This window comes from Frankia umida, assembly GCF_023242945.1.
GTDB lineage: Bacteria > Actinomycetota > Actinomycetes > Frankiales > Frankiaceae > Frankia > Frankia umida.
In genome coordinates, this window is record NZ_JALKFT010000001.1 from 333630 (window position 1) to 354665 (window position 21036).

16 protein-coding genes and 1 riboswitch are annotated in these 21036 nt (G+C 72.2%); of the genes, 4 read left to right on the top strand and 12 right to left on the bottom strand.

The window, feature by feature from the left end:
- Positions 1–8: 8 nt before the first annotated feature.
- Together MXD59_RS01305 and MXD59_RS01310 are read right to left on the bottom strand one after the other, a co-directional pair.
- Positions 9–1631 (bottom strand): alpha,alpha-trehalose-phosphate synthase (UDP-forming), encoded by a 1623-nt coding sequence (locus tag MXD59_RS01305; protein WP_372511849.1) that lies wholly within the window; start codon positions 1629–1631, stop codon positions 9–11.
- Between the two features lie 158 nt (positions 1632–1789).
- The gene (locus MXD59_RS01310) at positions 1790–2587 is read right to left on the bottom strand and encodes an HAD family hydrolase (protein WP_248823087.1); all 798 of its coding nucleotides are present in this window, start codon (positions 2585–2587) and stop codon (positions 1790–1792) included.
- Positions 2588–2719: 132 nt separating this feature from the next.
- Positions 2720–2839: riboswitch (SAM riboswitch) on the top strand.
- 8 nt (positions 2840–2847) lie between these two features.
- On the opposite strand from MXD59_RS01310, the gene thrC reads away from it, so the two are divergent.
- From thrC to MXD59_RS01325, 3 genes are all read left to right on the top strand, one after another.
- Positions 2848–4134, top strand: coding sequence for a threonine synthase (gene thrC / locus MXD59_RS01315; RefSeq protein WP_163550659.1), 1287 nt, complete (start codon positions 2848–2850; stop codon positions 4132–4134).
- Between the two features lie 541 nt (positions 4135–4675).
- Positions 4676–6298 carry a chaperonin GroEL gene (groL, locus tag MXD59_RS01320; protein WP_175084902.1) on the top strand — a complete coding sequence of 541 codons (1623 nt, stop codon included), beginning with the start codon at positions 4676–4678 and terminating at the stop codon, positions 6296–6298.
- A gap of 798 nt (positions 6299–7096) precedes the next feature.
- On the top strand, positions 7097–7693 hold the full coding sequence (locus MXD59_RS01325; protein ID WP_248823088.1) for a Uma2 family endonuclease: 597 nt from the start codon (positions 7097–7099) through the stop codon (positions 7691–7693).
- Here MXD59_RS01325 and MXD59_RS01330 read toward each other — a convergent pair.
- The 9 genes from MXD59_RS01330 to MXD59_RS01370 form a co-directional block, all read right to left on the bottom strand.
- Positions 7690–9354 carry a DNA repair helicase XPB gene (locus MXD59_RS01330; RefSeq protein WP_248823089.1) on the bottom strand — a complete coding sequence of 555 codons (1665 nt, stop codon included), beginning with the start codon at positions 9352–9354 and terminating at the stop codon, positions 7690–7692. The genes MXD59_RS01325 and MXD59_RS01330 overlap by 4 nt on opposite strands.
- A 219-nt stretch (positions 9355–9573) precedes the next feature.
- A complete protein-coding gene (locus MXD59_RS01335; protein WP_248823090.1) occupies positions 9574–12123 on the bottom strand; it encodes a helicase-associated domain-containing protein in 2550 nt (849 codons plus the stop codon).
- A gap of 77 nt (positions 12124–12200) precedes the next feature.
- The gene (locus MXD59_RS01340; protein ID WP_248823091.1) at positions 12201–12707 is read right to left on the bottom strand and encodes a hypothetical protein; all 507 of its coding nucleotides are present in this window, start codon (positions 12705–12707) and stop codon (positions 12201–12203) included.
- Between the two features lie 429 nt (positions 12708–13136).
- On the bottom strand, positions 13137–13334 hold the full coding sequence (locus MXD59_RS01345; protein ID WP_248811223.1) for a hypothetical protein: 198 nt from the start codon (positions 13332–13334) through the stop codon (positions 13137–13139).
- Positions 13335–14640: 1306 nt separating this feature from the next.
- On the bottom strand, positions 14641–15078 hold the full coding sequence (locus MXD59_RS01350; protein WP_248823092.1) for a DUF3180 domain-containing protein: 438 nt from the start codon (positions 15076–15078) through the stop codon (positions 14641–14643).
- Positions 15075–15677, bottom strand: coding sequence for a 2-amino-4-hydroxy-6-hydroxymethyldihydropteridine diphosphokinase (gene folK, locus MXD59_RS01355; protein WP_504858125.1), 603 nt, complete (start codon positions 15675–15677; stop codon positions 15075–15077). The genes MXD59_RS01350 and folK overlap by 4 nt, the downstream gene beginning before the upstream one ends.
- Positions 15655–16056: a dihydroneopterin aldolase gene (folB, locus tag MXD59_RS01360; protein ID WP_248823093.1), complete on the bottom strand. Its 402-nt coding sequence runs from the start codon at positions 16054–16056 to the stop codon at positions 15655–15657. The genes folK and folB overlap by 23 nt, the downstream gene beginning before the upstream one ends.
- Complete coding sequence (gene folP / locus MXD59_RS01365) at positions 16056–16997, bottom strand: dihydropteroate synthase (RefSeq protein ID WP_248823094.1); 942 nt, start codon at positions 16995–16997, stop codon at positions 16056–16058. The genes folB and folP overlap by 1 nt, the downstream gene beginning before the upstream one ends.
- Positions 16994–17905, bottom strand: coding sequence for a GNAT family N-acetyltransferase (locus MXD59_RS01370; protein WP_248823095.1), 912 nt, complete (start codon positions 17903–17905; stop codon positions 16994–16996). Before MXD59_RS01370 ends, folP begins: the two co-directional genes overlap by 4 nt.
- Positions 17906–18756: 851 nt before the next feature.
- Here MXD59_RS01370 and MXD59_RS01375 point away from each other — a divergent pair.
- On the top strand, positions 18757–20235 hold the full coding sequence (locus tag MXD59_RS01375) for a hypothetical protein (protein ID WP_248823096.1): 1479 nt from the start codon (positions 18757–18759) through the stop codon (positions 20233–20235).
- Here MXD59_RS01375 and MXD59_RS01380 read toward each other — a convergent pair.
- Positions 20179–20931, bottom strand: a complete 753-nt coding sequence (locus MXD59_RS01380) for a phosphatase PAP2 family protein (protein ID WP_248823097.1) — start codon at positions 20929–20931, stop codon at positions 20179–20181. The genes MXD59_RS01375 and MXD59_RS01380 overlap by 57 nt on opposite strands.
- Positions 20932–21036: the final 105 nt, after the last annotated feature.

Consider the following 21036-nt stretch of genomic DNA (forward strand, 5'->3'; position numbering starts at 1 on the left):
CCCGCCGGTCAGGGGGCGGCGGCCAGGGCCGCGAGCTGGTCGGTGAACCAGATACGCGGGGGGAGGCGGCCGGCGACGGCGGCGAGTTCCGCGGCTCGCCGCCGTCGCTCCGCGGCCGGCATGATCAGCGCCGTGTGCAGGGCCGCCGCCGTCGCCTGCACATCGAACGGGTTGACCACCAGCGCGGCCCCACCCATCTCGGCGTACGCCCCCGCCTCCCGGGACAGCACCAGCACCGCGTCGCGGCGGGACAGCGCCGCCCCCTCCTTCGCCACGAGGTTCATCCCGTCCCGGACCGGGTTGACCACCAGCACCTCGGCCAGCGACAGCGCCGCGATCGAGCGGGGATAGTCGTCGGTCACCTCCAGGTGCAGGGGACACCAGTCGTCCTCGGCGAACTCGTCGTTGATCTCGGCGGCGAGCCGACGCACCGCCTGGGTGTACTCGCGGTACTCGGGCAGGTTGTGCCGCGACGGATAGGCACACACCAGGTGCATCACCTGCCCGCGCCACCGCGGCTGGGCGCGCAGCAGCTCACGGTAGGCCAGCAGGCCCCGCACGATGTTCTTGGACAGCTCCGTCCGGTCGACCCGCACGATCAGCCGTCGTCCGCCGGCGAGCGCCGCGAGTTCCGCCGCCCGCCCGGCCACATCCGCCTGCGCGGCCCGGTCCCGCAACTCCCCCACGTCCACCCCCAGGGGATGGACGCCGATCCGAACCAGCCGTCCCCCGTCCGCCTCCACCCCGTCCGCCTGCGCCCCGTCCGCCTGCGCCAGTACCCGCACCTGACGGTCGTGGACGGCCACACCGGGCAGCGCCTCGGCGCACCGTTCGAACGCGTCGGCCCAGGCATCGGTGAGAAAACCCAGTCGGTCCGCGCCGAGCAGACCGTGCAGCAGCTGCGCCTGGACGTCGTCGGGCAGAATCCGGAAGTAGTCCGGTGGCGCCCACGGGGTGTGACTGAAGTGGGCGATCCGCAGGTCAGGGCGCATCCGACGGAGCTGGCCGGGGACGAGCATCAGGTGGTAGTCCTGCACGAGGACGCAGGCTCCGGGCGCCGCCTCCTGCGCCAGCGCCTCGGCGAACATCGCGTTGTACGCCTGGTAGGCGGCCCAGTCCTGGCGAAACCGCGCACCGAACACCGGCTGCGACGCCGGCGCGTACAACAGATGCTGGACGAACCACAGCACCCGGTTCGCCACGGCGTTGTAGGCCCGGTCGAAGATCTCCTGATCGATGTCGAGGATGCGCACCGCGGCGCGGCCGGTGTCGAAGCCAGCCCGGTCGAGCCGCCCGTCGGGCGCCCGGCTCGCCGCCCGCCGATCGGCGTCCCCCAGGGCCGCGCACACCCACACCAGGCGGTCGGCGTCCGGCGGCGCGTCGGCGGCCGCCTGCCCGAGCCCGGACACCAGCCCGCCGGCGCCACGTCGCAGCAGCAGCTCGCCGTCCGGACCATCGGCGAACGCGACCGGCCCACGGTTCGACGCGACGAGGACCCGCGCCGTCCCGGTAGCAGCCGAGGGCGCGGGAACAGGCTCCGGGGGCGCGGGCGCAGCATCCGGGGGCACGGGGGCAGGGTCCGCCGATACGGAAGCAGGGGCCACAGCGGTGCTGTGTGTGACGTCCGACATGCGTTGCACACAGCGGAGAGTAGGCCATCTGCGCCGCCGTGAAGGCCCGCTCCGGCGCACCGCTCAGCCCAGATGTTGGTCTCTCGCTGGTACCGATGCCTTTTCGCCGGACGGCCACCGCCCACGCACCATCGACCCGAGGCAACCCTCGGTGACTCTCAGTCGACGATGGCCTGACGCACCGCATTGGCCCAACCGGCGCCGACGGAGCCGTCCTCAATGGTGACGTTGTCGTACTTCGGTAGCAGCCCGGGGATGCTGGGATGACGCAGCGCGTTGGCGACCAGGTGCATCCGACCGACGTGCGCGGCCATCTCCAGATCACTCGCCGAGTCGCCGATCGCGATCGCCTCGGTCGGCGACAGCCCACGTCGGCGCAGGTCGTAGGCCACGGCGTCGCCCTTGCTGACGCCGTCTGGCACCAGGTGGTAGACGTGCGGCTGGCCGCCGAGATGCGGCATGTGCGACGGCGAGATCAGCCCGTTGTCGCGCATGCTCAGCCAGCCGAAACCGATCTCGGTGAGCCACGCGTCGACCTCGGCGACCTCGATCCGCCCGCGCAGCATCACATCGATCTCACGCCCGGTGTGCCAGGGCGTGTGCAGCTCCAGCTCACCGGGATGACGGTCGATCAGCTTGTCCAGCAGGACGGGTGGGACCTGGTCGAAGTCGGACGGCATCGCACCGCGCAGGATCTCGCTGTCGCGCCCGCGGTTCCAGCCGACGATCGCACCGAGCTCGCCGATGAACCCGTCCGCGCCGAAGATCTGCGCCGCCTCGAGCAGCTGCGGCCGGGTGCGCCCGCTCACCAGCACCAGCAGGACTCCCGCGGTGTGCAGCTCGATGAGCGCCTGCGCGGGCTCCAGGGTCACCCCCCCGCCCTCGGCGAGAAAGAAGCAGCCCCCGGGCCCGACCATCGTGCCGTCAAGATCGGTGTAGACGACGCGGACACTCACTGTTATGAACTCCCTGGTCCTAGGACGGCACCCGGTGGGACACTGGCTGACGCGACACACAACCGTGAACCAGGAAACATCGGTGCACGATCTCGGGCACGCGGTCTACAGTACGGACAGACAACTTCATCTGGCTCATCCAGAGGGGCAGAGGGAACGGCCCGGCGAAGCCCCGGCAACCACCCGCACGCTGTGCGTGCGCGGCAGGTGCTAATTCCGACCTGTGGCAGGTTGCCGCGGGAAAGATGAGGAGCTTCTCCATGACTCTCGCGCCCGAGCGCGCCACCGCCTCCGCCCTGGACGTGGCCAACCCCGCCGTCGGCCTGTCCTGTCGCCACTGCGGAGCGACCTACCCGCTGTCACCGAGCCATGTGTGCGTCGAGTGCTTCGCCCCGCTGGAGATCTCCTACGACCCGGACCTGCTGCGCCGGGTCACCCGGGAGTCGATCGAGGCCGGCCCGCGCAACCTGTGGCGTTACGTCGGCCTGCTGCCCGCCGGCCACGACCCGTCCCGCCGGGTCTCCCTCGGTGCCGGCTGGACGCCACTGCGCCACGCCCCGCGGCTGGCCGCCGAACTCGGGATGAAGACGCTGTACGTCAAGGACGACAGCGCCAACCCCACCCACTCGTTCAAGGACCGGGTTGTCTCGGTCGCCCTGTCCGCCGCCCGTGAGCTTGGTTTCACCACGGTGGCCTGCGCGTCCACCGGTAACCTCGCCCAGTCGGTGGCCGCGCACGCCGCCAGTGCCGGGCTGCGCTCGGTCGTCCTCGTCCCGCACGACCTCGAGGCCGGCAAGACCGTCTCCACCGGTGTGTACGGCGGCACCCTGGTCGCCATCCAGGGCACCTATGACGATGTCAACCGGCTGTGCAGCGAACTGGCCGGCGAGTACGAGTGGGCGTTCGTCAACGTCAACGTGCGCCCGTTCTACGCCGAGGGTTCCAAGACGCTGGGCTACGAGGTCGCCGAGCAGCTCGGCTGGCGGCTCCCCCAGCAGGTCGTCGTGCCGATCGCGTCCGGCTCGCTGCTGACCAAGGTCGACAAGGCGTTCGGTGAGCTCGGCAAGCTCGGCCTGGTCGAGCCGACCCCCTACCGGGTCTTCGGCGCCCAGGCCGCCGGCTGCAACCCCGTCGCCGCCGCCTTCAGCCGCGGGGTCGACACCGTCGCCCCCGTCCGTCCGTCGACGATCGCCAAGTCGCTGTCCATCGGTAACCCCGCCGACGGCCCCTACGCCCTGGACGTCGCCCGCCGCACCGGCGGCGCGATCACCGACGTCACCGACCCCGAGATCCTCGAGGGCATGCGCCTGCTCGCCCGCACCGAGGGGATCTTCGGGGAGACCGCCGGTGGCGTCACGGTGGCGACTCTGCGCCGTCTGCTGCGCGAGGGCCTACTCGACCCCGAGGCCGAGACCGTCATCTACAACACCGGTGACGGCCTGAAGACCCTCGACCCGCTGGTCGAGACCGGTGGCCCCACCGCCACCATCAAGCCCTCCCTGCGCGCCTTCGAGGCCGCAGGCCTGGGCGACGACTCCGCCGCCTGAGGCCTGCCCACGGCCCCGTGCCTGACCCCTGGTCACGGGGGCGTGGTGCGACGGTCCGCCGAGCGGGCTTCGTGACATTCGGTGCGCCTTGGCCACCGCGGGTGCCGGTTTCTCCTCTCGGTTACCTCAGGACCGGGCGTCCACCGGCGTGGAGCGACGTCCACCGGCGGCCAGCGGGCGTCCAGGAGGCATCCGAAATGTCCTAGAAGCGGCTGTCGGTGCCGCCGGACGCGGACGAGGGGAACAGCAGGGGACGAACGGTCGCACAGCCGGTTGCGGGGGCGGCTCGGGACGGGGAACAACGGGTGCGGCGGGGCTCGCCGACCGAGGGCGCGCTTGCACTCTCCCAGGGTGAGTGCTAAACATGAGCTGGCACTCTCGTGATGGGAGTGCCAAGGCTGAAACGGCGAGGCTGCCCAGTCCTCCCGGCTGTCATGGCGGTTTGTCCGCACCTGGCCGGAGCTGGCGGGAGCCGTCCGTCGCGGGCGTCGTTGTGGCCAGGCCATCGAACCTGCCATCCCACTGGGAGGACCCAGAAACCATGCCGAAGATCATTGCCTTCGATGAGGAGGCTCGGCGCGGCCTGGAGCGCGGCATGAACCAGCTGGCCGACGCCGTCAAGGTCACGCTCGGCCCCAAGGGTCGCAACGTCGTGCTGGAGAAGAAGTGGGGCGTCCCCACGATCACCAACGACGGTGTCTCCATCGCCAAGGAGATCGAGCTCGAGGACCCGTACGAGAAGATCGGCGCGGAGCTCGTCAAGGAAGTCGCGAAGAAGACCAACGACGTCGCGGGTGACGGCACCACCACCGCGACGATCCTGGCCCAGGCGCTGGTCCGTGAGGGTCTGCGCAACGTGGCCGCCGGCGCCAACCCCCTCGGCCTGAAGAAGGGCATCGAGGTCGCGGTCGAGCGCGTCTCCGAGGAGCTGTCCAAGCAGGCCAAGGAGGTGGAGACCAAGGAGCAGATCGCCTCCACCGCCTCCATCTCGGCCGGTGACCCCGCGATCGGCGGGCTCATCGCCGAGGCGCTGGACAAGGTCGGCAAGGAGGGTGTGGTCACCGTCGAGGAGAGCAACACCTTCGGTCTCGAGCTTGAGCTCACCGAGGGCATGCGCTTCGACAAGGGCTACATCTCGCCGTACTTCGTCACCGACGCCGACCGCCAGGAAGCCGTCCTCGACGACCCGTACATCCTGATCGTCAACAGCAAGATCGCGGCGGTCAAGGACGTTCTCCCGCTGCTGGAGAAGGTCATGCAGACCAGCAAGCCGCTGGTCATCATCTCCGAGGACGTCGAGGGCGAGGCCCTGGCCACCCTGGTCGTCAACAAGATCCGCGGCACCTTCAAGAGCGTCGCGGTCAAGGCTCCCGGCTTCGGCGACCGCCGCAAGGCGATCCTCGGTGACATCGCCATCCTCACCGGTGGCCAGGTCATCTCCGAGGACGTCGGCCTCAAGCTCGAGAGCACCTCGCTCGACCTGCTCGGCCGCGCGCGCAAGATCGTCGTCACCAAGGACGAGACCACCGTCGTCGAAGGTGCGGGCGACCCCGACCAGATCGCCGGTCGGGTCAGCCAGATCCGCAACGAGATCGAGAAGTCCGACTCGGACTACGACCGCGAGAAGCTCCAGGAGCGCCTCGCGAAGCTCGCCGGTGGTGTCGCCGTCATCAAGGTCGGCGCGGCCACCGAGGTCGAGCTCAAGGAGAAGAAGCACCGCATCGAGGACGCGGTCTCCAACGCCAAGGCCGCCGTCGAGGAGGGCATCGTCGCCGGTGGTGGCGTCGCGCTGCTCCAGGCGTCGATCACCGCCTTCGAGAAGCTCGACCTCTCCGGCGACGAGGCCACGGGCGCCAACATCGTCCGCCTCGCGCTCGAGGCCCCCATCAAGCAGATCGCCTTCAACAGCGGTCTCGAGGGTGGCGTCGTGGTCGACAAGGTCCGTAACCTGCCCACCGGCCACGGCCTCAACGCCGCCACCGGTGAGTACGTCGACCTGATCGCCACCGGCATCATCGACCCGGCCAAGGTCACCCGCTCGGCGCTGCAGAACGCCGCGTCGATCGCCGGCCTGTTCCTCACCACCGAGGCCGTCATCGCCGACAAGCCGGAGAAGAACCCGGCCCCCGCCGTCCCCGGCGGCGGCGGCGACATGGACTTCTGAGACTCCTCCAGTCTCAGGACGTCAGCTCGGCACCACCGGCCGTCCCGGCCACATCAGACCGGGCTCGGCCGGGTCGAGGTGGGGCGGCGCACCACCCGCACCGCGTCGACACAGCACGAATGGTAACGGCGAAAGGCGGCTCCGCTTCGACGCGGAGTCGCCTTTCGCCGTTTCTGTGGTGGTTCTCCCGAACCGCTTGATCGCAGCGACAATGCCAGAAAAGAGGCATTCATCACGCAGATTCGACTGAACCTGGGGATACCCCCCGGATGGGGTGGACAAATCCGAGCCACCACGGATCAGCGTGGATCAATCCGACTGGATGGTCGATCCTCCCGGCCCCGACGGCACTCCACCCCTCGACCGGGAGGGGCACAGGCGGGCCGGCACGCCAGAGACCCGACCCGAAGCGGAGACAGAAGGGCCCACAGGAGCCCGCAGTCGAGCTGGCGAGGCATCAGGGGGACCGGGGGAGACCGGGAGGCGGAAGGCGGGGAGGCGGGTGCTCACCTCCGTGGACGGGAGGTTCCACGGAGGTGAGCCGCCGCGGCCTGGGAGCAGGCGCACACTCGGGACGGAGCGAGCGCCGGGAGGCGCTCCCAAAGACGGCCTTCTGCGGGTAAATCACAATCTCCTGCAGCGGAGAGCAAGTTACCAGGCAGTAGGACGGCCCGGCAAGAGTTTTATGTCACTTCTTATCGACAATTTTCCGTCGACTGATCATTTGAAGTCGACGAATTGCGCGACACGGACAATTGACCTGAGCGGGTTTCGACACGCCGCGGTCCGCGCGGCACGATGGACGGCGTGGTCCAGGCCAGTGCGCAGTTCCGTGCCCGTCGTCCGTCGCTGACAGTCCCCGCCCCGCCGGTCACTGTCGCCGACCTCGCGGCGGGTGGTGGCGATGCCCGCGTCGAGGTGGTCGACGGCCTGTGTGTCGTGCGACCCTGGCCCACGCCGCTGCGTGCCCGGGTGACCAGCCGCCTCGCCCAGCTGCTGGCCGGCGTGTCCACCTCCGGCGCGCAGGTGCTGCCGGCGGGCGTCAGCGTCGAGGTGTCCGACCGCTGTCTGCTGGTGCCGGATGTGGTCGTCGCCTCCAGCCCCGCACCGGGCGGGCGAACGCTGCGGGAGCGGCCGTTTCTGGTCGTGGAGGTCGCCGACGCGAGCACCCGCCGCTACGACCGGACCGTCAAACTCGATCTCTACCGGGAGTGGGGCGTCCCGGCCTGCTGGCTGGTCGACCCGGACTCGATGACGCTGACGGCGTTCGAGCTGGTCGGCGGCGCCTACGTGACGTCCAGCGTGACCGGGGCGGACGGCGAGTTCCACACCGTCCGCCCGTTCCCGGTGAGCGTGCGACCAGCCGACCTGATCGACCCGCCCGACCCCGACTAGCTCTGGTCGGAGCTGCCGGCGCCGTCGGGGATGTCGTCGGCGTCGACGATCGTGTACGCGTAGCCCTGTTCGGCGAGGAAGCGCTGGCGGTGCGCGGCGTACTCCTGGTCGAGGGTGTCGCGGGAGACGACCGTGTAGAAGTGGGCGGCGCGGCCGTCCGCCTTGGGGCGCAGCACCCGGCCGAGGCGCTGGGCTTCCTCCTGGCGTGAGCCGAACGTGCCCGACACCTGCACGGCGACACCGGCCTCGGGCAGGTCGATGGAGACGTTGGCGACCTTGGAGACGACCAGGGTGGTGATCTCCCCGGTGCGGAACGCCTCGAACAGGCGCTCGCGTTCCCGGTTGCGGGTGGAACCCTGGATGACCGGGGCGTTCAGCATCCGACCGAGCTCGTCGAGCTGGTCCAGGTAGGCGCCGATCACCAGGACCCGGTCGTCGGCGTGCCGCTCGACCAGACGGCGCACGACCATCCGCTTGCTGGCCGCGGTCGCGCACATCCGGTAGCGCTCCTCGGGCTCGGCCACCGCGTAGGCCATCCGCTCGTCATCGGTGAGGGTGACCCGCACCTCGGTGCACTCGGCGGGGGCGATCCAGCCCTGCGCCTCGATCTCCCGCCACGGGGCGTCGAAGCGCTTCGGGCCGATCAGGGAGAACACGTCGCCCTCCTGGCCGTCCTCCCGGACGAGGGTGGCGGTGAGACCAAGCCGGCGACGGGACTGGATGTCGGCGGTCATCCGGAACACCGGGGCCGGCAGCAGGTGCACCTCGTCGTAGATGATCAAACCCCAGTCGCGGGCGCTGAACAGATCCAGGTGCAGGTACTCGCCCTTGCGGCGGGCTGTCATGACCTGGTACGTGGCGATGGTGACCGGCCGGATCTCCTTGCGCTCGCCGGAGTACTCGCCGATCTCGTCCTCGGTGAGGGAGGTTCGCCGCAGCAGTTCGTGGCGCCACTGGCGACCGGCCACCGTGTTCGTCACCAGGATGAGGGTGGTCGCGCCGACCTGGGCCATCGCCGCGGCACCGACGATGGTCTTGCCGGCACCCGCGGGCAGCACGACGACACCCGAGCCGCCCTCCCAGAAGCCCGCGACCGCGCCCTGCTGGTAGTCGCGCAGCTGCCAGCCGTCCTCGACGAGGGCGATCGAGTGCTTCTCACCGTCGACGTAACCGGCGAGGTCCTCCGCGGGCCAGCCGAGTTTGAGCAACGCCTGCTTGAGCCGGCCCCGCTCGGACGGATGCACGGCGATGCTGTCATCGTCGATGCGCTCACCGAGCATCGGGATGATCCGTTTGGCGCGGGCCACCTCGGCGAGCACCGCCCGATCGAGCGCCCGCAGGACCAGCCCGTGGACCGGATCGTTCTCCAGGCGGAGCCGACCGTAACGGTCCATCGTGTCGGCGACGTCGACCAGCAGCGCGTGTGGGACGGCATACCGGGAGTGCCGCACGAGCGCGTCGACGACCTGCTCGGCGTCGTGCCCGGCGGCCCGGGCGTTCCACAGCGCCAGCGGCGTGATCCGGTAGGTGTGCACGTGCTCCGGGGACCGCTCCAGCTCGGCGAACGGAGCGATGGACGCCCGTGCCTCCGCCGCACCGGGATGGCCGACCTCCAGCAGGAGGGTCTTGTCCGACTGCACGATCAGAGGGCCGTCCGCCACTCGCCACCACCCTCTCGCTGCACCACCCGGGCGCTCAGGGTCGCCCGGGAGCCGTCCCGAACGCCGGTGGTCACCCGCCGGACGTCCATCGAGCTTCTTCGACGGTACAGGCGGCCTCCGACAAGGTGACACCCAGTGGGCCGAGACGAGTCAGCCCGGCGGGGTGGGTCAGCCCACCGGATGGGTCAGTACGACAGGCGGGTCAGTACGACAGGCGGGTCAGTGCGACGCGTCCGAATCCTGCCGGGCGGCCGGAGTCCCGCCTGAGCGACCCAGCTCGGCGATGCCGGTGACCCGGTGCAGCGCGAACCGGCGCGGCTGGTCGGTGAGCTCGTCCCAGGCGGTGAGCCAGCCGCCGTCCAGGGCGGTCGGTCGCACGATCCGGTCTCGGGGGGTGCCCTGCTGGTCGACATAACCCAGCAGGATGCGCTGTTTCTCGCGCACCGCGTCCTGCAGCATCGTCAGGATGAGCGGGGCCGATCGGGTGAGCCCGAAGCCGGCGATGTCGGTGGACCTGGCCGCTCGCAGGGTACGGGCGCTGTCGTCGCCGCGGCGCACCAGTCGCAGTACGTCGCGGGCCTGGGCCAGCCGGCTGTCGGCGACGTCACCGGAGCTCGAGCGAGCCCGGGCCGGCGTCCGGTGGGTGGTGGGACGGCTGAGCAGTACCCGGCCGTCGGGGGCCTCCGCCACCGGTGCGTACCCGGCCTCACGCAGACCGGCCAGCAGGTCGTTCACCGGCAGCGACGAGATGACGATGGTCGGTGCGATCCGGCGCAGACCCAGAGCCTGCGTTCCCCGGCTGACGACCACTTCGGAGAGCAGGGCCGTGTCGTCGCAGCGCAGGTAGCTCGCCGCCGGTCCGGCCCGCATACGGCCGTGCCGCCGGGCGGTGTCGTCGATCAGGTAGGTGAGTCCCTGCGGGATGCCGGTGCGGCCCCAGCGGGCGAGATCGTCGTGCAGGTCCTCGGCGGTCAGCCCCGAGTCGAACGCGCGGCGCAGCGATTCCTCGGTGAACCGGTAGACGGTGGCGGCCCCGGTGGACTCGATGTCCGCCATCCGCGCCAGCCGAGCCGCGACCCGCGGCACCAGCGGCCCGGGGGCGACGGCTGTCAGGTCCGCCTGGAGCAGCAGTTCCTCCACCGGTTCGGGCAACAGCGGGCCGAGGACGTCGGCGAGCCGCTGACACAGGTCGGTGTCGCCTCCGGCCGGCCGCCCGGAGGTGAGCGGGGTGTGGGCGGGATCGGCCGCCTCGGTCTCGAGCCGGTCGATGATCACCCGCCCGACGGTGCTGGGCGCGCCTCGGCCGGTGACACCGAGCAGCTCGGCGTCGACCACCGTGCTCTCGACCGTGCGGTCCAGGAACGTTCCGGTCCGTCTGGGGGCTCGCCAGGCGAGCAGGGCCCGCAGTGACGCGGCGCTGGGCGCCATCCCGGCGGGCGCTGCGCCCAGCGCCCGCAGCACGTCGGCCCGCAGTTCCCGGGCGACACCGCGGCGCACCTCCGACGACAGCGCGGCGATCTGACGGCCCCGCTCGTCCCGCTCACCGATCAGCCAGGTGGCGATGGGGGCACGCAGCCAGCTGTCGACGAGGACGGCCCAGCGGACCTCGATCGGTTCGGTGCCCCAACGGTCGTACGCCGCCGTCGGCATGAACTGGACGTCGTTGCCGGTGGTCGCGTCGACGAGCCCCGCGGCCCAGGCCAGTTCGACGACGAAGGCGGCGACCCGTTCGTCGGTGTCCAGCAGCCGGGCGGTGGCCCGCAGGTCGCGCACGCTCAGTCCGCCCGTACGCAGCGGCGTCAGCGGCGTCTCACCCCAGGCCTCCACGATGGTCGTGACCCAGCGCACGATCGTCTGCGCGGTGAGGGCCGCGGCCGCGTCCACGCTCGCCACACCGATCGCGGTGCCCTCGAGCTCGGGCGGACGGGGATGCAGCGGACCGGCCGGTGTCCCGCCGCGGACCACGAGGCCGACCTCGCGGGGCAGTTCGACCTTCTCGTCGTCGATCCCGATGATCAGCCCGCGGGCCAGCAGCTCCTCGACGGGGGTGCGGGCCTGCTCGACCGGCACCACCCGGTGCGCCGCCGTGGTGCTGCCCAGCGACGTTTCACTGGCCAGCCGCTCCAGCAGTTCACGGGCCCGCGGGGTGCAGCTCTCGACCCAGCCGTGGATCCGCGCGGGCTCGTCGAACAGCGCCCCGACCACGCTGACCAGGTCCGGGCGCCCGCCCGGACCACCCCAGCCGCCGCCCCCGTCCCGATCCGAACCCGAGCCCGCGCCGACGCCCTGGCTGGGAATGCCGCCGAGCGCGGCCGCCAGCCGGTTCAGTTGGACGTTGCGGTAGCTGGACAGGCACTGCCGGACCGGGCGGCCAAGCCCCAGCGGCCGCTCGCCGACCAGGTCGACGGCCATCCCGACGATCCGCAACGCCGTGTCGTCGCCCCACAGCAGGCCGAGTTCACGCAGCCGCCGCACCGCGGCGGCGACCTCGCGGTGCCCGGTGAACGCGGTCAGTTCGGCCAGCGACGCACCGGCGGGCAGCACGGTCAGGGCCTGCAGCACCTCATGGACGAAGGTGTCGAGCCGGTCCACCACGCGGGTGACGCTGACCCGCACCTCCATCCGCGCGGCCAGGACGGTGAAGTCCGGCGGGGGCGGGGTAGCAAGGTCGGGCCTGAGCAGGAACAGCCGGATAATCGCCTCATCCGGCTGCGCGCGAAGCCAGTCCGCCAGGGTCACGGACTCGTCCTGCGCCTCGTCAGCCGGCATCGTCACTCTCATGACGGTAGCTGGCGCTCGCCGCAGGTGACGAAGTGCCGTCGTGTGGACTACCCGCCCCGGCTCGCCTACCGCGCCACACCGCGGGCTGGCCCGGCGGCCTCCCGCTGCGGCCGACCACTCCGCTGCGCCTGGCCGGCCGGGGGAACCACTGTCAGTTCGGGCCGCCGCGCCGCCACCTGGCCGCCTACCCCGCAGCCAAGCCGAGCGCTGCCGACCTGGTCGAGAACCCAGCCGTAGCTGACATCCCACCGCAGCACGGCGATGGACGGATCACGCCCGCCGACGACACGCAGGACGGCGAACGCCCAGTCCGGCGCGCCGGTGGACGTGCGGATGCCGCTGACCTTCACCTCGCCGCGCGGGACCAGCGGGCTGTTCACCACCGCCGCGGTGATCGCGCTTGCCTCGGCCTCGGTGGCCGGACGACCCGGACCATCGCTGACCTCGGTAGCCACGGGGACGAGGCGGGGCGCTCCCACCGAACCGGGCCCCAGCCCACGCCGTAGCGAGGAGCCGAGGCCGCCGTCACCAGTCAGCGCGACCTCGGGGGCCGCTGCCGGTCTCGGACGCACATGGCCTCCCTGGATGCCTTTGGCAGGTCGGGATGCGCGCTCGGCCAATCGTGATGACAGCGTGCACCGACGAGACGGAGCACACCAGCCGAGGTCGACGGAATACGACAGACCTGCCAATACCGATTGGACACGCCGAAGGCGCCTTCAGGCAAGGGATCGGGACCACCAGAACGGGCTATTTTTGACATGGCCCACACGGCGGACCACAGCCGACGGGAAGGGGCGCCGGCCCGCCGAGCCAGATACTCGGCGAATAGCGCCGCAAGCATCCGAACGAGTGACCATAAGGCAACAATTACAACAACAGACGACAACGATCTCCGCCCCGCCCGCACATCGCCCCGTCCGCCCCCGAAGATCCCGTGCCGCCGTGGAACGGTCGGCCGATGCCCCCTTTCGGGGCCCCCGACCGGAGACGGCGCCCGCTCAGCGGCGATCGACCCGGTTGACGACGAAGGACAGATGATTGGCCCGACCCCAGTCGGCGAGCCGGGTCATCGGTCCGACATCGCCGGGCAGCGCCAGCGTGCGTCCCAGTGACACCCCGGCGATCAGCACAGCGACCACGACCACGGCCGACATCACCAGCAGCGCGACCGCACGCCGCCCCGGACCGGCGCCCACCCCCGCACGCCTGCGCCCCACACCTGAACCGGCGGCGGACGCCGACGACGCCTCCCGCCCCGACCACCCATCCCGCCCTGCGGGCTCATCCCGCATCGAGGTGGCGGACCTCCCCGGCGCGACGAATCCTTCCGGCGGGACGGACCTTCCCTGCAGGGCGGATCTTCCCGGTGGAAGGGACCTTCCCGGCGGAACGGACCTGTCCGGCGGAACGGATCTGTCCGGCGGAACGGACCTGTCCGGCGGGACAGGTCCGGCCGCCGGCCTGGACCGCTCGGACCGCTCGGACGGATCGGACTGTTCGGGCGCCCCGAAGCGCCCAGGCGGAACACGCCGCCGCGACGGGCCGGGCCCGGCAGGTGCGTCGCGCCGCGCGGGCTGGACCGGACCCGTCAGTGGAACATCGCGCAGCGCGGGCCGGAGACCGGTGGAACTGACGCTGTCCAGCAGACCGGTATAACCACGCTCGGTCGCCGGCGGCGCCGGCCGATAATCACGCTGCGATGTCGACGGGGTCACCCGGTTTCCGCCCGGACCACCGGCTCGCATCGGACGAATGTCCGCCGCTCTCGTCGAGCGGGACGCATCAGTAATCGGCGCGGAACGGACCGCACCAGATTTCTCCGCCGAACCCCGCCGTTGCGTTACCGGCGGATTCGCTGGATTGATCGAGGGAGAAACCGGCGCCGGGCGCGGCCCTGCTCCGGCGGCCGGCGGCCGTGCCCCGACCGGCGGCGGCTGTGTTCCTGGAACCGGCGGCGTTCCTGAAGCTGGCGGCGTTCCTGGAACCGGCGGCGTACCTGGGGCCTGCGGCCAGGCGGACGGGTCGAGGGCGGACCTGTCCACCACGGGGGCGGTACGGATGACTCCGGCGCCGCCCGCGGTCGGATCACCGAAGGCCACCGCCCGGAAGGTCTGCCGCCGCCCAGCCGAGCCGGACCGACGATCCGCCGCGCCGCCGCGGTCCCGGCCCTCAGCGACCACCGCCCGCACCTTCCGCCTCTGCGGCTCGACATCAGCGCACCGGCCCGACATCCGCCGCACGACGAGCGATCCGACCCGGACGCATCGCCGCTCCGAGCGCCGCCATCTGCGGCAATACCGCCCAGACTAGACGAGTAGGGCCGATTTTCCGGGCTTGAGCCAACTACCCGACACCCGCTCGGCGCCCACAACCCGCGCTCCCACCGTCCGCGCCCCCGGGCGCCGGCCCGTCCATGACCCTCCGTCCATGACCCTCGGTAGCGTCATCAGGCGGGTTCTGCTGCGGGCTCGTCGTGGGGCGTGGCCGCGGCCGTCCCGGGGGCTATTTGCGGCGGACCCGGCAGACCCGTTCCAGGACCAGCCCACCGACCAGCAGGACGACGGCCGCGGCGAGACCCAGGCCGGCGGTGATCGCGTCGCCACCCGCGCTGCCGAACTCGTCCGTGCGTGGAATGGTGTAGCCCAGCGTTCCGGCCCAGCCGCCGGCCAGCGCGGCCGCGGCCACCGAACTCGCCTTGGCGAACGCGGCGAGCCGGGCGACGGTCAGCGCCACGATCGGCCGCGTCCCCGGTCGACCCTCCAGTCGACGCCGGGTGTGCCCGGCGATCTGCAGTTCCAGCGCACCGATGACGAGCACCGACACCGGCGCCGTACGTGGCAGCGCCGGGATCGACCGGTACGTCCACCAGAGCAGCACGTACGCGAGCGCCCCGAAGATGACGGCCACCAGCGCCAGGTCACGCCCCCGCGTCGGGTTCACGACGGCGCCCCAGCGGAACCAGCACGACCAGCGGAATCAGCGGGACGCAGTGGGGCGGGCAGTCGCCGTAGGTCGGCCAGCTCCCCGTCCTGGGCCATCCGGGCGACGAGGTCGGCGACGGGGCCGTGACCGGGCAGGATGGCCGCGGGTTCGACGTCCAGCCAGGGCACGCAGACGAAGGCGCGCAGATGTGCCCGCGGGTGCGGAAGGATGATCTCCGGATCGTCGCTGCGGACCGATCCGAGCGCGATGACGTCGACGTCGAGGGTGCGAGGTCCCCAACGGACCTGTCGGACCCGGTGTGCCGCCGCCTCCGCGACGTGGGCGGCGGCCAGCAGCTCGCGCGGCCCGGCCGACGCCACCAGGACGACGGCGTTGAGGTAGTCGTCCTGCTCCGGCCCGCCGACCGGCGCGGTCTCGTACACCGGCGAGCAGGCCAGTACGCCAAGCCGCGCGTCGAGACTGGCCACCGCGGCCCGCAACAGCGCGAGGCGGTCGCCGAGGTTGGAGCCGAGGGCCAACACCGCGTGCCGGGCCGAGCGGTCCGGCGCGGGGGCGTCCGGTGTCACCGCCGGCTCAGCGGGGTTCGGGGCGGTCACGGACGACCGTCACGGCCACATCGTCGAAGACCAGCGGGATCGGCGCCGCCGGCTTGTGCACGCTCACCTCGGCCCGCAGCACCCGCGGCGGGCGCAGGCAGGCATCGACGAGGCGGTGGGCCAGCGTCTCGATCAGGTCCACCGGTTCGCCGGCGACGATGGCGGCCAGCGCCTCGGCCAGCTCGCCGTAGTGCACGGTGCGGGTGACATCGTCGGTGCGGGCCGCATCGGTCACGTCCAGCCAGAGCACCGCGTCCACGACGAACTCCTGGCCGAGTTCCCGTTCGGCGGGCAGCACCCCGTGGTGGCCACGCACCCGCAGGCCGCGCAGCGTGATCCGATCCTGGTGCGGACCGGTCGGATCCACGGCTGCGCTCATCAAGGCGACCATCCTGTCCTGGAGGCGTCGGCGGTCCTGGAACCACCGGGGGCGCTGGTGGTGGGGTTCGCGACCAGTGTGGTCGGCGCGGTGGCCTGGGCGCTGCGTTTCCAGGCGCGGACCACCCGCACGGCGTCGGCGGCCGGACGTACGGCGTGCACCCGCACACCCCAGACGTCCGCGGCGGCCAGCAGGGCGGTGGTGGCCTGGGTGGCGTCGTCACGCGCGTCGCTCGGGCGTGGCTGCGCCTGGCCGTCGGCGAGCACCGTGCCGAGGAACGACTTGCGTGACGTCCCGACCAGCAGGGGACGACCGAAGGCGGCGAACGCGTGCAGGTGGCCGAGCAGCGCCCAGTTGTGCGCGGACGTCTTGGCGAAGCCGATCCCGGGATCGATGACCACCTGTTCCTCGGCGATGCCCGCGGCCAGGACCGCCTCGAGACGACTGTCCAGCTCCGCCACCACCTCGGCGACGACGTCACCGTAGACGGCCTGTTCGGCCATGGTCGCGCTCGGCCCACGGGCGTGCATGAGGACGTAGTGGACCCCACGGTCGGCCACCATGGCCAGCAGCTCCGGATCGTGGCCGCCGGAGACGTCGTTGACGAGCACGGCGCCGGCGTCCACCGCCGCGGCGGCGACCGAGACCCTGGTCGTGTCCACGCTGACCCGCACGCCGGCCGCCGCGAGCTGGGCGACGACCGGCAGCACCCGGCGCATCTCCTCACTCGCGGGCACCCGCAGCGCACCGGGCCGGGTGGACTCGCCCCCGACATCGATGAGATCGGCGCCCTCGGCGACCATCCGCAGGCCCGCCCGTACGGCGTCGATGGGGTCGAGGAACGTGCCGCCGTCCGAGAACGAATCCGGGGTCACGTTGACCACTCCCATCACCCGGGTCAGCTCACCCGGTGTGAACAGTCCCGCCACATCCGCGTTCATGCGTTCCGCTCCTGCGCCGAGAAAGCCGGACGAGCCGGACTGGCCGAACTGGTCGAACTGGCCGAACTGGTCGAACTGGTCGCTGGGATCGGTGGAGCGGGTGGGATCGGGCCGCGCCGGTAGGAGTACCGGTAGACCGGTCGGAAGCCGAGCTCGGCGTACAACCGCCTGGCCACGGTGCTGACCTCCTCAACTTGCAGGTAGGCATAGGTCGCGCCCTGCTGGGCCGCCCAGCTGGCGAGGGTGGCGACCACCTGACGGGCGGCGCCCTGGCCGCGGGCGGCGGGCAGCGTCGCCATGCTGTAGATGCCCAGCCAGCGGCCGTCCGCGACACCTCGACCCACCGCGATGGGCACTCCGTCGACGGCGGCGGTGACATAGACCGTGGGCAGCCGCAGCGCGCCGAGCACGGCCAGTGTGGCGTCCCGCTGGGTGTCGAAGGTGGCCAGTACCTGGCCCGCGACCGTCAGCCAGGTCTCGTCCGGCCCGCTCGCGCACAGCACCCGCAGGGTGGGCGGGCCAGCTCGGACGGGGCGGGCGAAGCCGGTCAGCGGCGCGGTGCAGACGTCGGTGGGGCCGGTGTCGTCGAAGTCCGCGGCGTCGAGCACGGCGGCCAGCCCGCTCGGTCTGCTCACCGGTGTCTGCTGGAAGGTGGGTGGCAGGCCGGCGGCGCGATAGAAGTCGGTGACCGTGGCGAGCGCGGCCGGCAGGTCGGGGACGTCGCCGTGGGCCCAGACCGAGTTCCCGCGCCGGGACGCCCCGGCGGAGGCCCGCAGTGTCCAACCGGCGAGCTCCGTCACGTGCAGCGGCGGCCAGGCCCGGTGGGCCACCACCTCGAGGTCGCGGGCGAGCTCCGCCCGCGCTCCGGTGAGGCCGGCCCGGGGTGCGACGAGTGGATCATCCGACATGGCGGGCCTCGCCGGGGGCGGCGCCCCGAGCCGCGCCACCGACCGGGGTCAGCCCGCATGCTCCGTCGGCTCCGGACACCGTGCAGCGGCCGCCGGGCCCGCGCCCGCGGCGCGTCGGGCGAGTCGGGCGCGTCGGAAGGTCCCGCGGGGCCGCGTCAGCCATCGTGCCGAGGCTACCGACCCGGGGGGCGCCTCGACCGGCGACCTTGGTCGCATCGCCGGCACCGACACGCCCACCTCCGGGCGCCTATGACCTAATGACATAGTTGCGGGACTATTGCGAGATTGTTCCAAACATGTCCCGATATAAACGCACTGTGAGGATCGGCTCCCGGTCCGTCCGACGCGCCGACGGCGAACTCCGTCGGCGCATTCTCGGGCTGGTGCACAAGGCTTCCGTCGCTCAGCCTGCTCACGCCGCGTGTTCGTTCGTCCGTATGCCCTTCGACCGGATCAACCACGCCCGCGGCGGCCGGTAATCCGGTGCCGCACCGACCGGATCGGCTGCGGAAACCCGCGAGAAACACCACGTAGAGCCACGATGGCTGATACCTTTCACGATCCCCATCGTTACCCTCCGGCGCAGGGGTGCTCCTACTATTGGCCATGCGGATCCGGTAGTGCCGGACGAGCCGGCGCCCACCGGTTCATCCGGCCGGCCCACCCGCGGCGGCGTCGCCGCCCGGAGGGCCACCACCGTCGTCACCGTCGCCGACGGACCGGAGCGTCAGCCCAGCAGCGTGGTCCCACCGTGCGCTTGCGCCACGTCACTCCTCGCAGCGGGCCGACTCTCCGCTACCTTGTCGGCACGGTCGCTGACCGTGGTGTTATCGGAAGGAAGGACGCGCGGCATGCCGCAGTCGAGCGGATCCTCGCCGGACCGTGGTCCCGAGCGCGGGATCCCGGGTCCGGCCGGTCGTCCCGGCCCGCACCCGGTTCGATCGGCGTCCGGCGAGTCGATCCTCATCCCCCCCGCCCGAACCCCACCGGACGACTGCCCCGAGGACTACCCGGTGGAACCACCCCCGCCGCCGCCGCCGTCCTGTGCCGCGCCCGCCCGCCATCCGTACGCGCTCGGCTTCGCGGCGTTCGCCCGCCGCAGCGAACTCGCCGTACCCGCCCTGCTTCCCGTCCTCAACCGCCGCACCAGGCTCGCTCCGGCGCCACGACCCGTCCCGGGCCCCGCGACCGCGGGTCCGCTGACCGCCGGGAACCCGGTCGCCGGCCGTCTGGTCGCCGGCCCCACCGTCACGGGTCTGCGGGCACCGGCGCAGCGCTCCCGACGGCGCCGCGGGTACGCGGGCGCCACGATGATGACGGCGATGCTGGCCGAGGGTCAGATCATGGAGGTCTCCGACGTCCTCGCCGCGAGCCCGGTGGACCTCGCCCTCGAGCGCGCCGAGGACCTGCTCGACGATCTGCTCTGCGCGCACGAGCGGACGCCCCCGGCGCACATCCTGGCCCAGACCGTCCGGCTACGCCGCGGGCTCGAACGGCTCGCTCGGCGTTCCGTGCCCGGCGGCGACGCCCGACGACGGGACCTGCTGATCGGCCGAGTGGCCGTCCTCGGCGCGGACGCCGCGTTCAAGCTCGGCGACACCGTCACCGCCCGCTCCCTGACCACGCTCGGCTTCCAGGTGGGTCAGGCCCTCGGTGACGCGGCACTGTGCGGGTCGGCCCGTGAGGTCGCCGCCGTCGCGGAGTTCTACGCCGGACGGCCGGAGGAGGCGCTGCGGCTGGCCCGCGACGGCCTGACCCGGGTCGACGACGGTCCGGTGCACGTCCGACTGGTCTGTCAGGTCGCCCGTGCCCTGGCCGCCCTGGGTGACGTCCGCGGTGCCGCGCTGTCCCTGGACGAGGCCTACGACCTGGCCGATCTCGTCCCCCCCGACCAGTGGGGACGACCAGGACCGGCGTTCGAGACGTGCCACCCGGTACTGGTGCCCTACCACGCGACGACGGCGATGTGCCTGCTCGGCCGGCCGACGGCGGCCGAGCAGCACGCCGAACTCGCCCTGCCCGGACTCGACGCCCTCGAGGTGCCCGGGTTCCGCTCGGTGATCCGTCTCGACCTCGCCATCGCCCTCTCCCGGCAGGGTCGACTCGAACTCGACCGGGTCTGCACGCTGGCGAGCGAGGCGATCGAGATCTCCTGGGGTCGCACCGTGGCGTCGGTCTCCATCCGCGCCGACCAGTTGCTCACCGCCACCCGAGCGCACAGTGAGGTCCGGGCGGTGCGCCGCGTCGCGCTGCTGGTCCGGGAGTGGCAGCGCTCAGCCGCCAACCAGCGACCCGCTCCGGGCGCGGTCACGGCTCCCGGCCACCGGTAGCCGAAACCAGGCGGCCAGGCCGAGCGCCCATGCCACCCCGAGCAGGTATCCGGCGACGACGTCCGACAGATAGTGGACGCCGAGCCCCACCCGGGCGAAGCCGGTGCCGGCGATCACCACCGCGGCGATGCCCCACCACACCGGACGGGCCGTCCGCCCAGTCAGCGCGCCCGTGACGACGAGCACCACCGTCGCGGCGACCACGACCCCGAACGCATGGCCGGACGGGAAGCTGAACCCGGCCGCCGATGCGACCGGATCGTCGACCAACGGCCGCGACCGGCGGACGACCTCCTTGGCCAGGCGGGCCACCAGCCCACCGACCTCCACCGTGACCAGCACAAAGGTGGCAAGCCGCCGCATGAGATCCGGGTCGCGGGCACCCACCCCCCGACCACCACGCGCGCGCCACCACAGCCAGGCGGCCGCAACAACCGCGAGCACCCGCCAGACAGTGGGAGCGCACACCACACTGACCCACCGCAGGGCACCAGCCAGGGCGTCGTCGCCGGCGGAGACCCGCACCAGCGTCGCGGTGATGTCCACATCGACGCGCACCCAGGGCGCCCAGGGCACCCGAACCGCCAATGCCAGCAGCAGCACCCCGAACACGCCGGCCGCGACCGCCGGCCACGACCAGCCACGCCCTCCGGCCCGCGTCCCCGCCCGCACCACGCGCCGCGCCGCGCCACGCATCCGCGTCATCATCCGATCACTGCCTGGTGTCCTCCCCGGTGTCCGGCCCCTCGCCGTTCGTCCCCCGGTACTGCGCCCCCCGCGGACCTCCTGCCCACCCCCGGG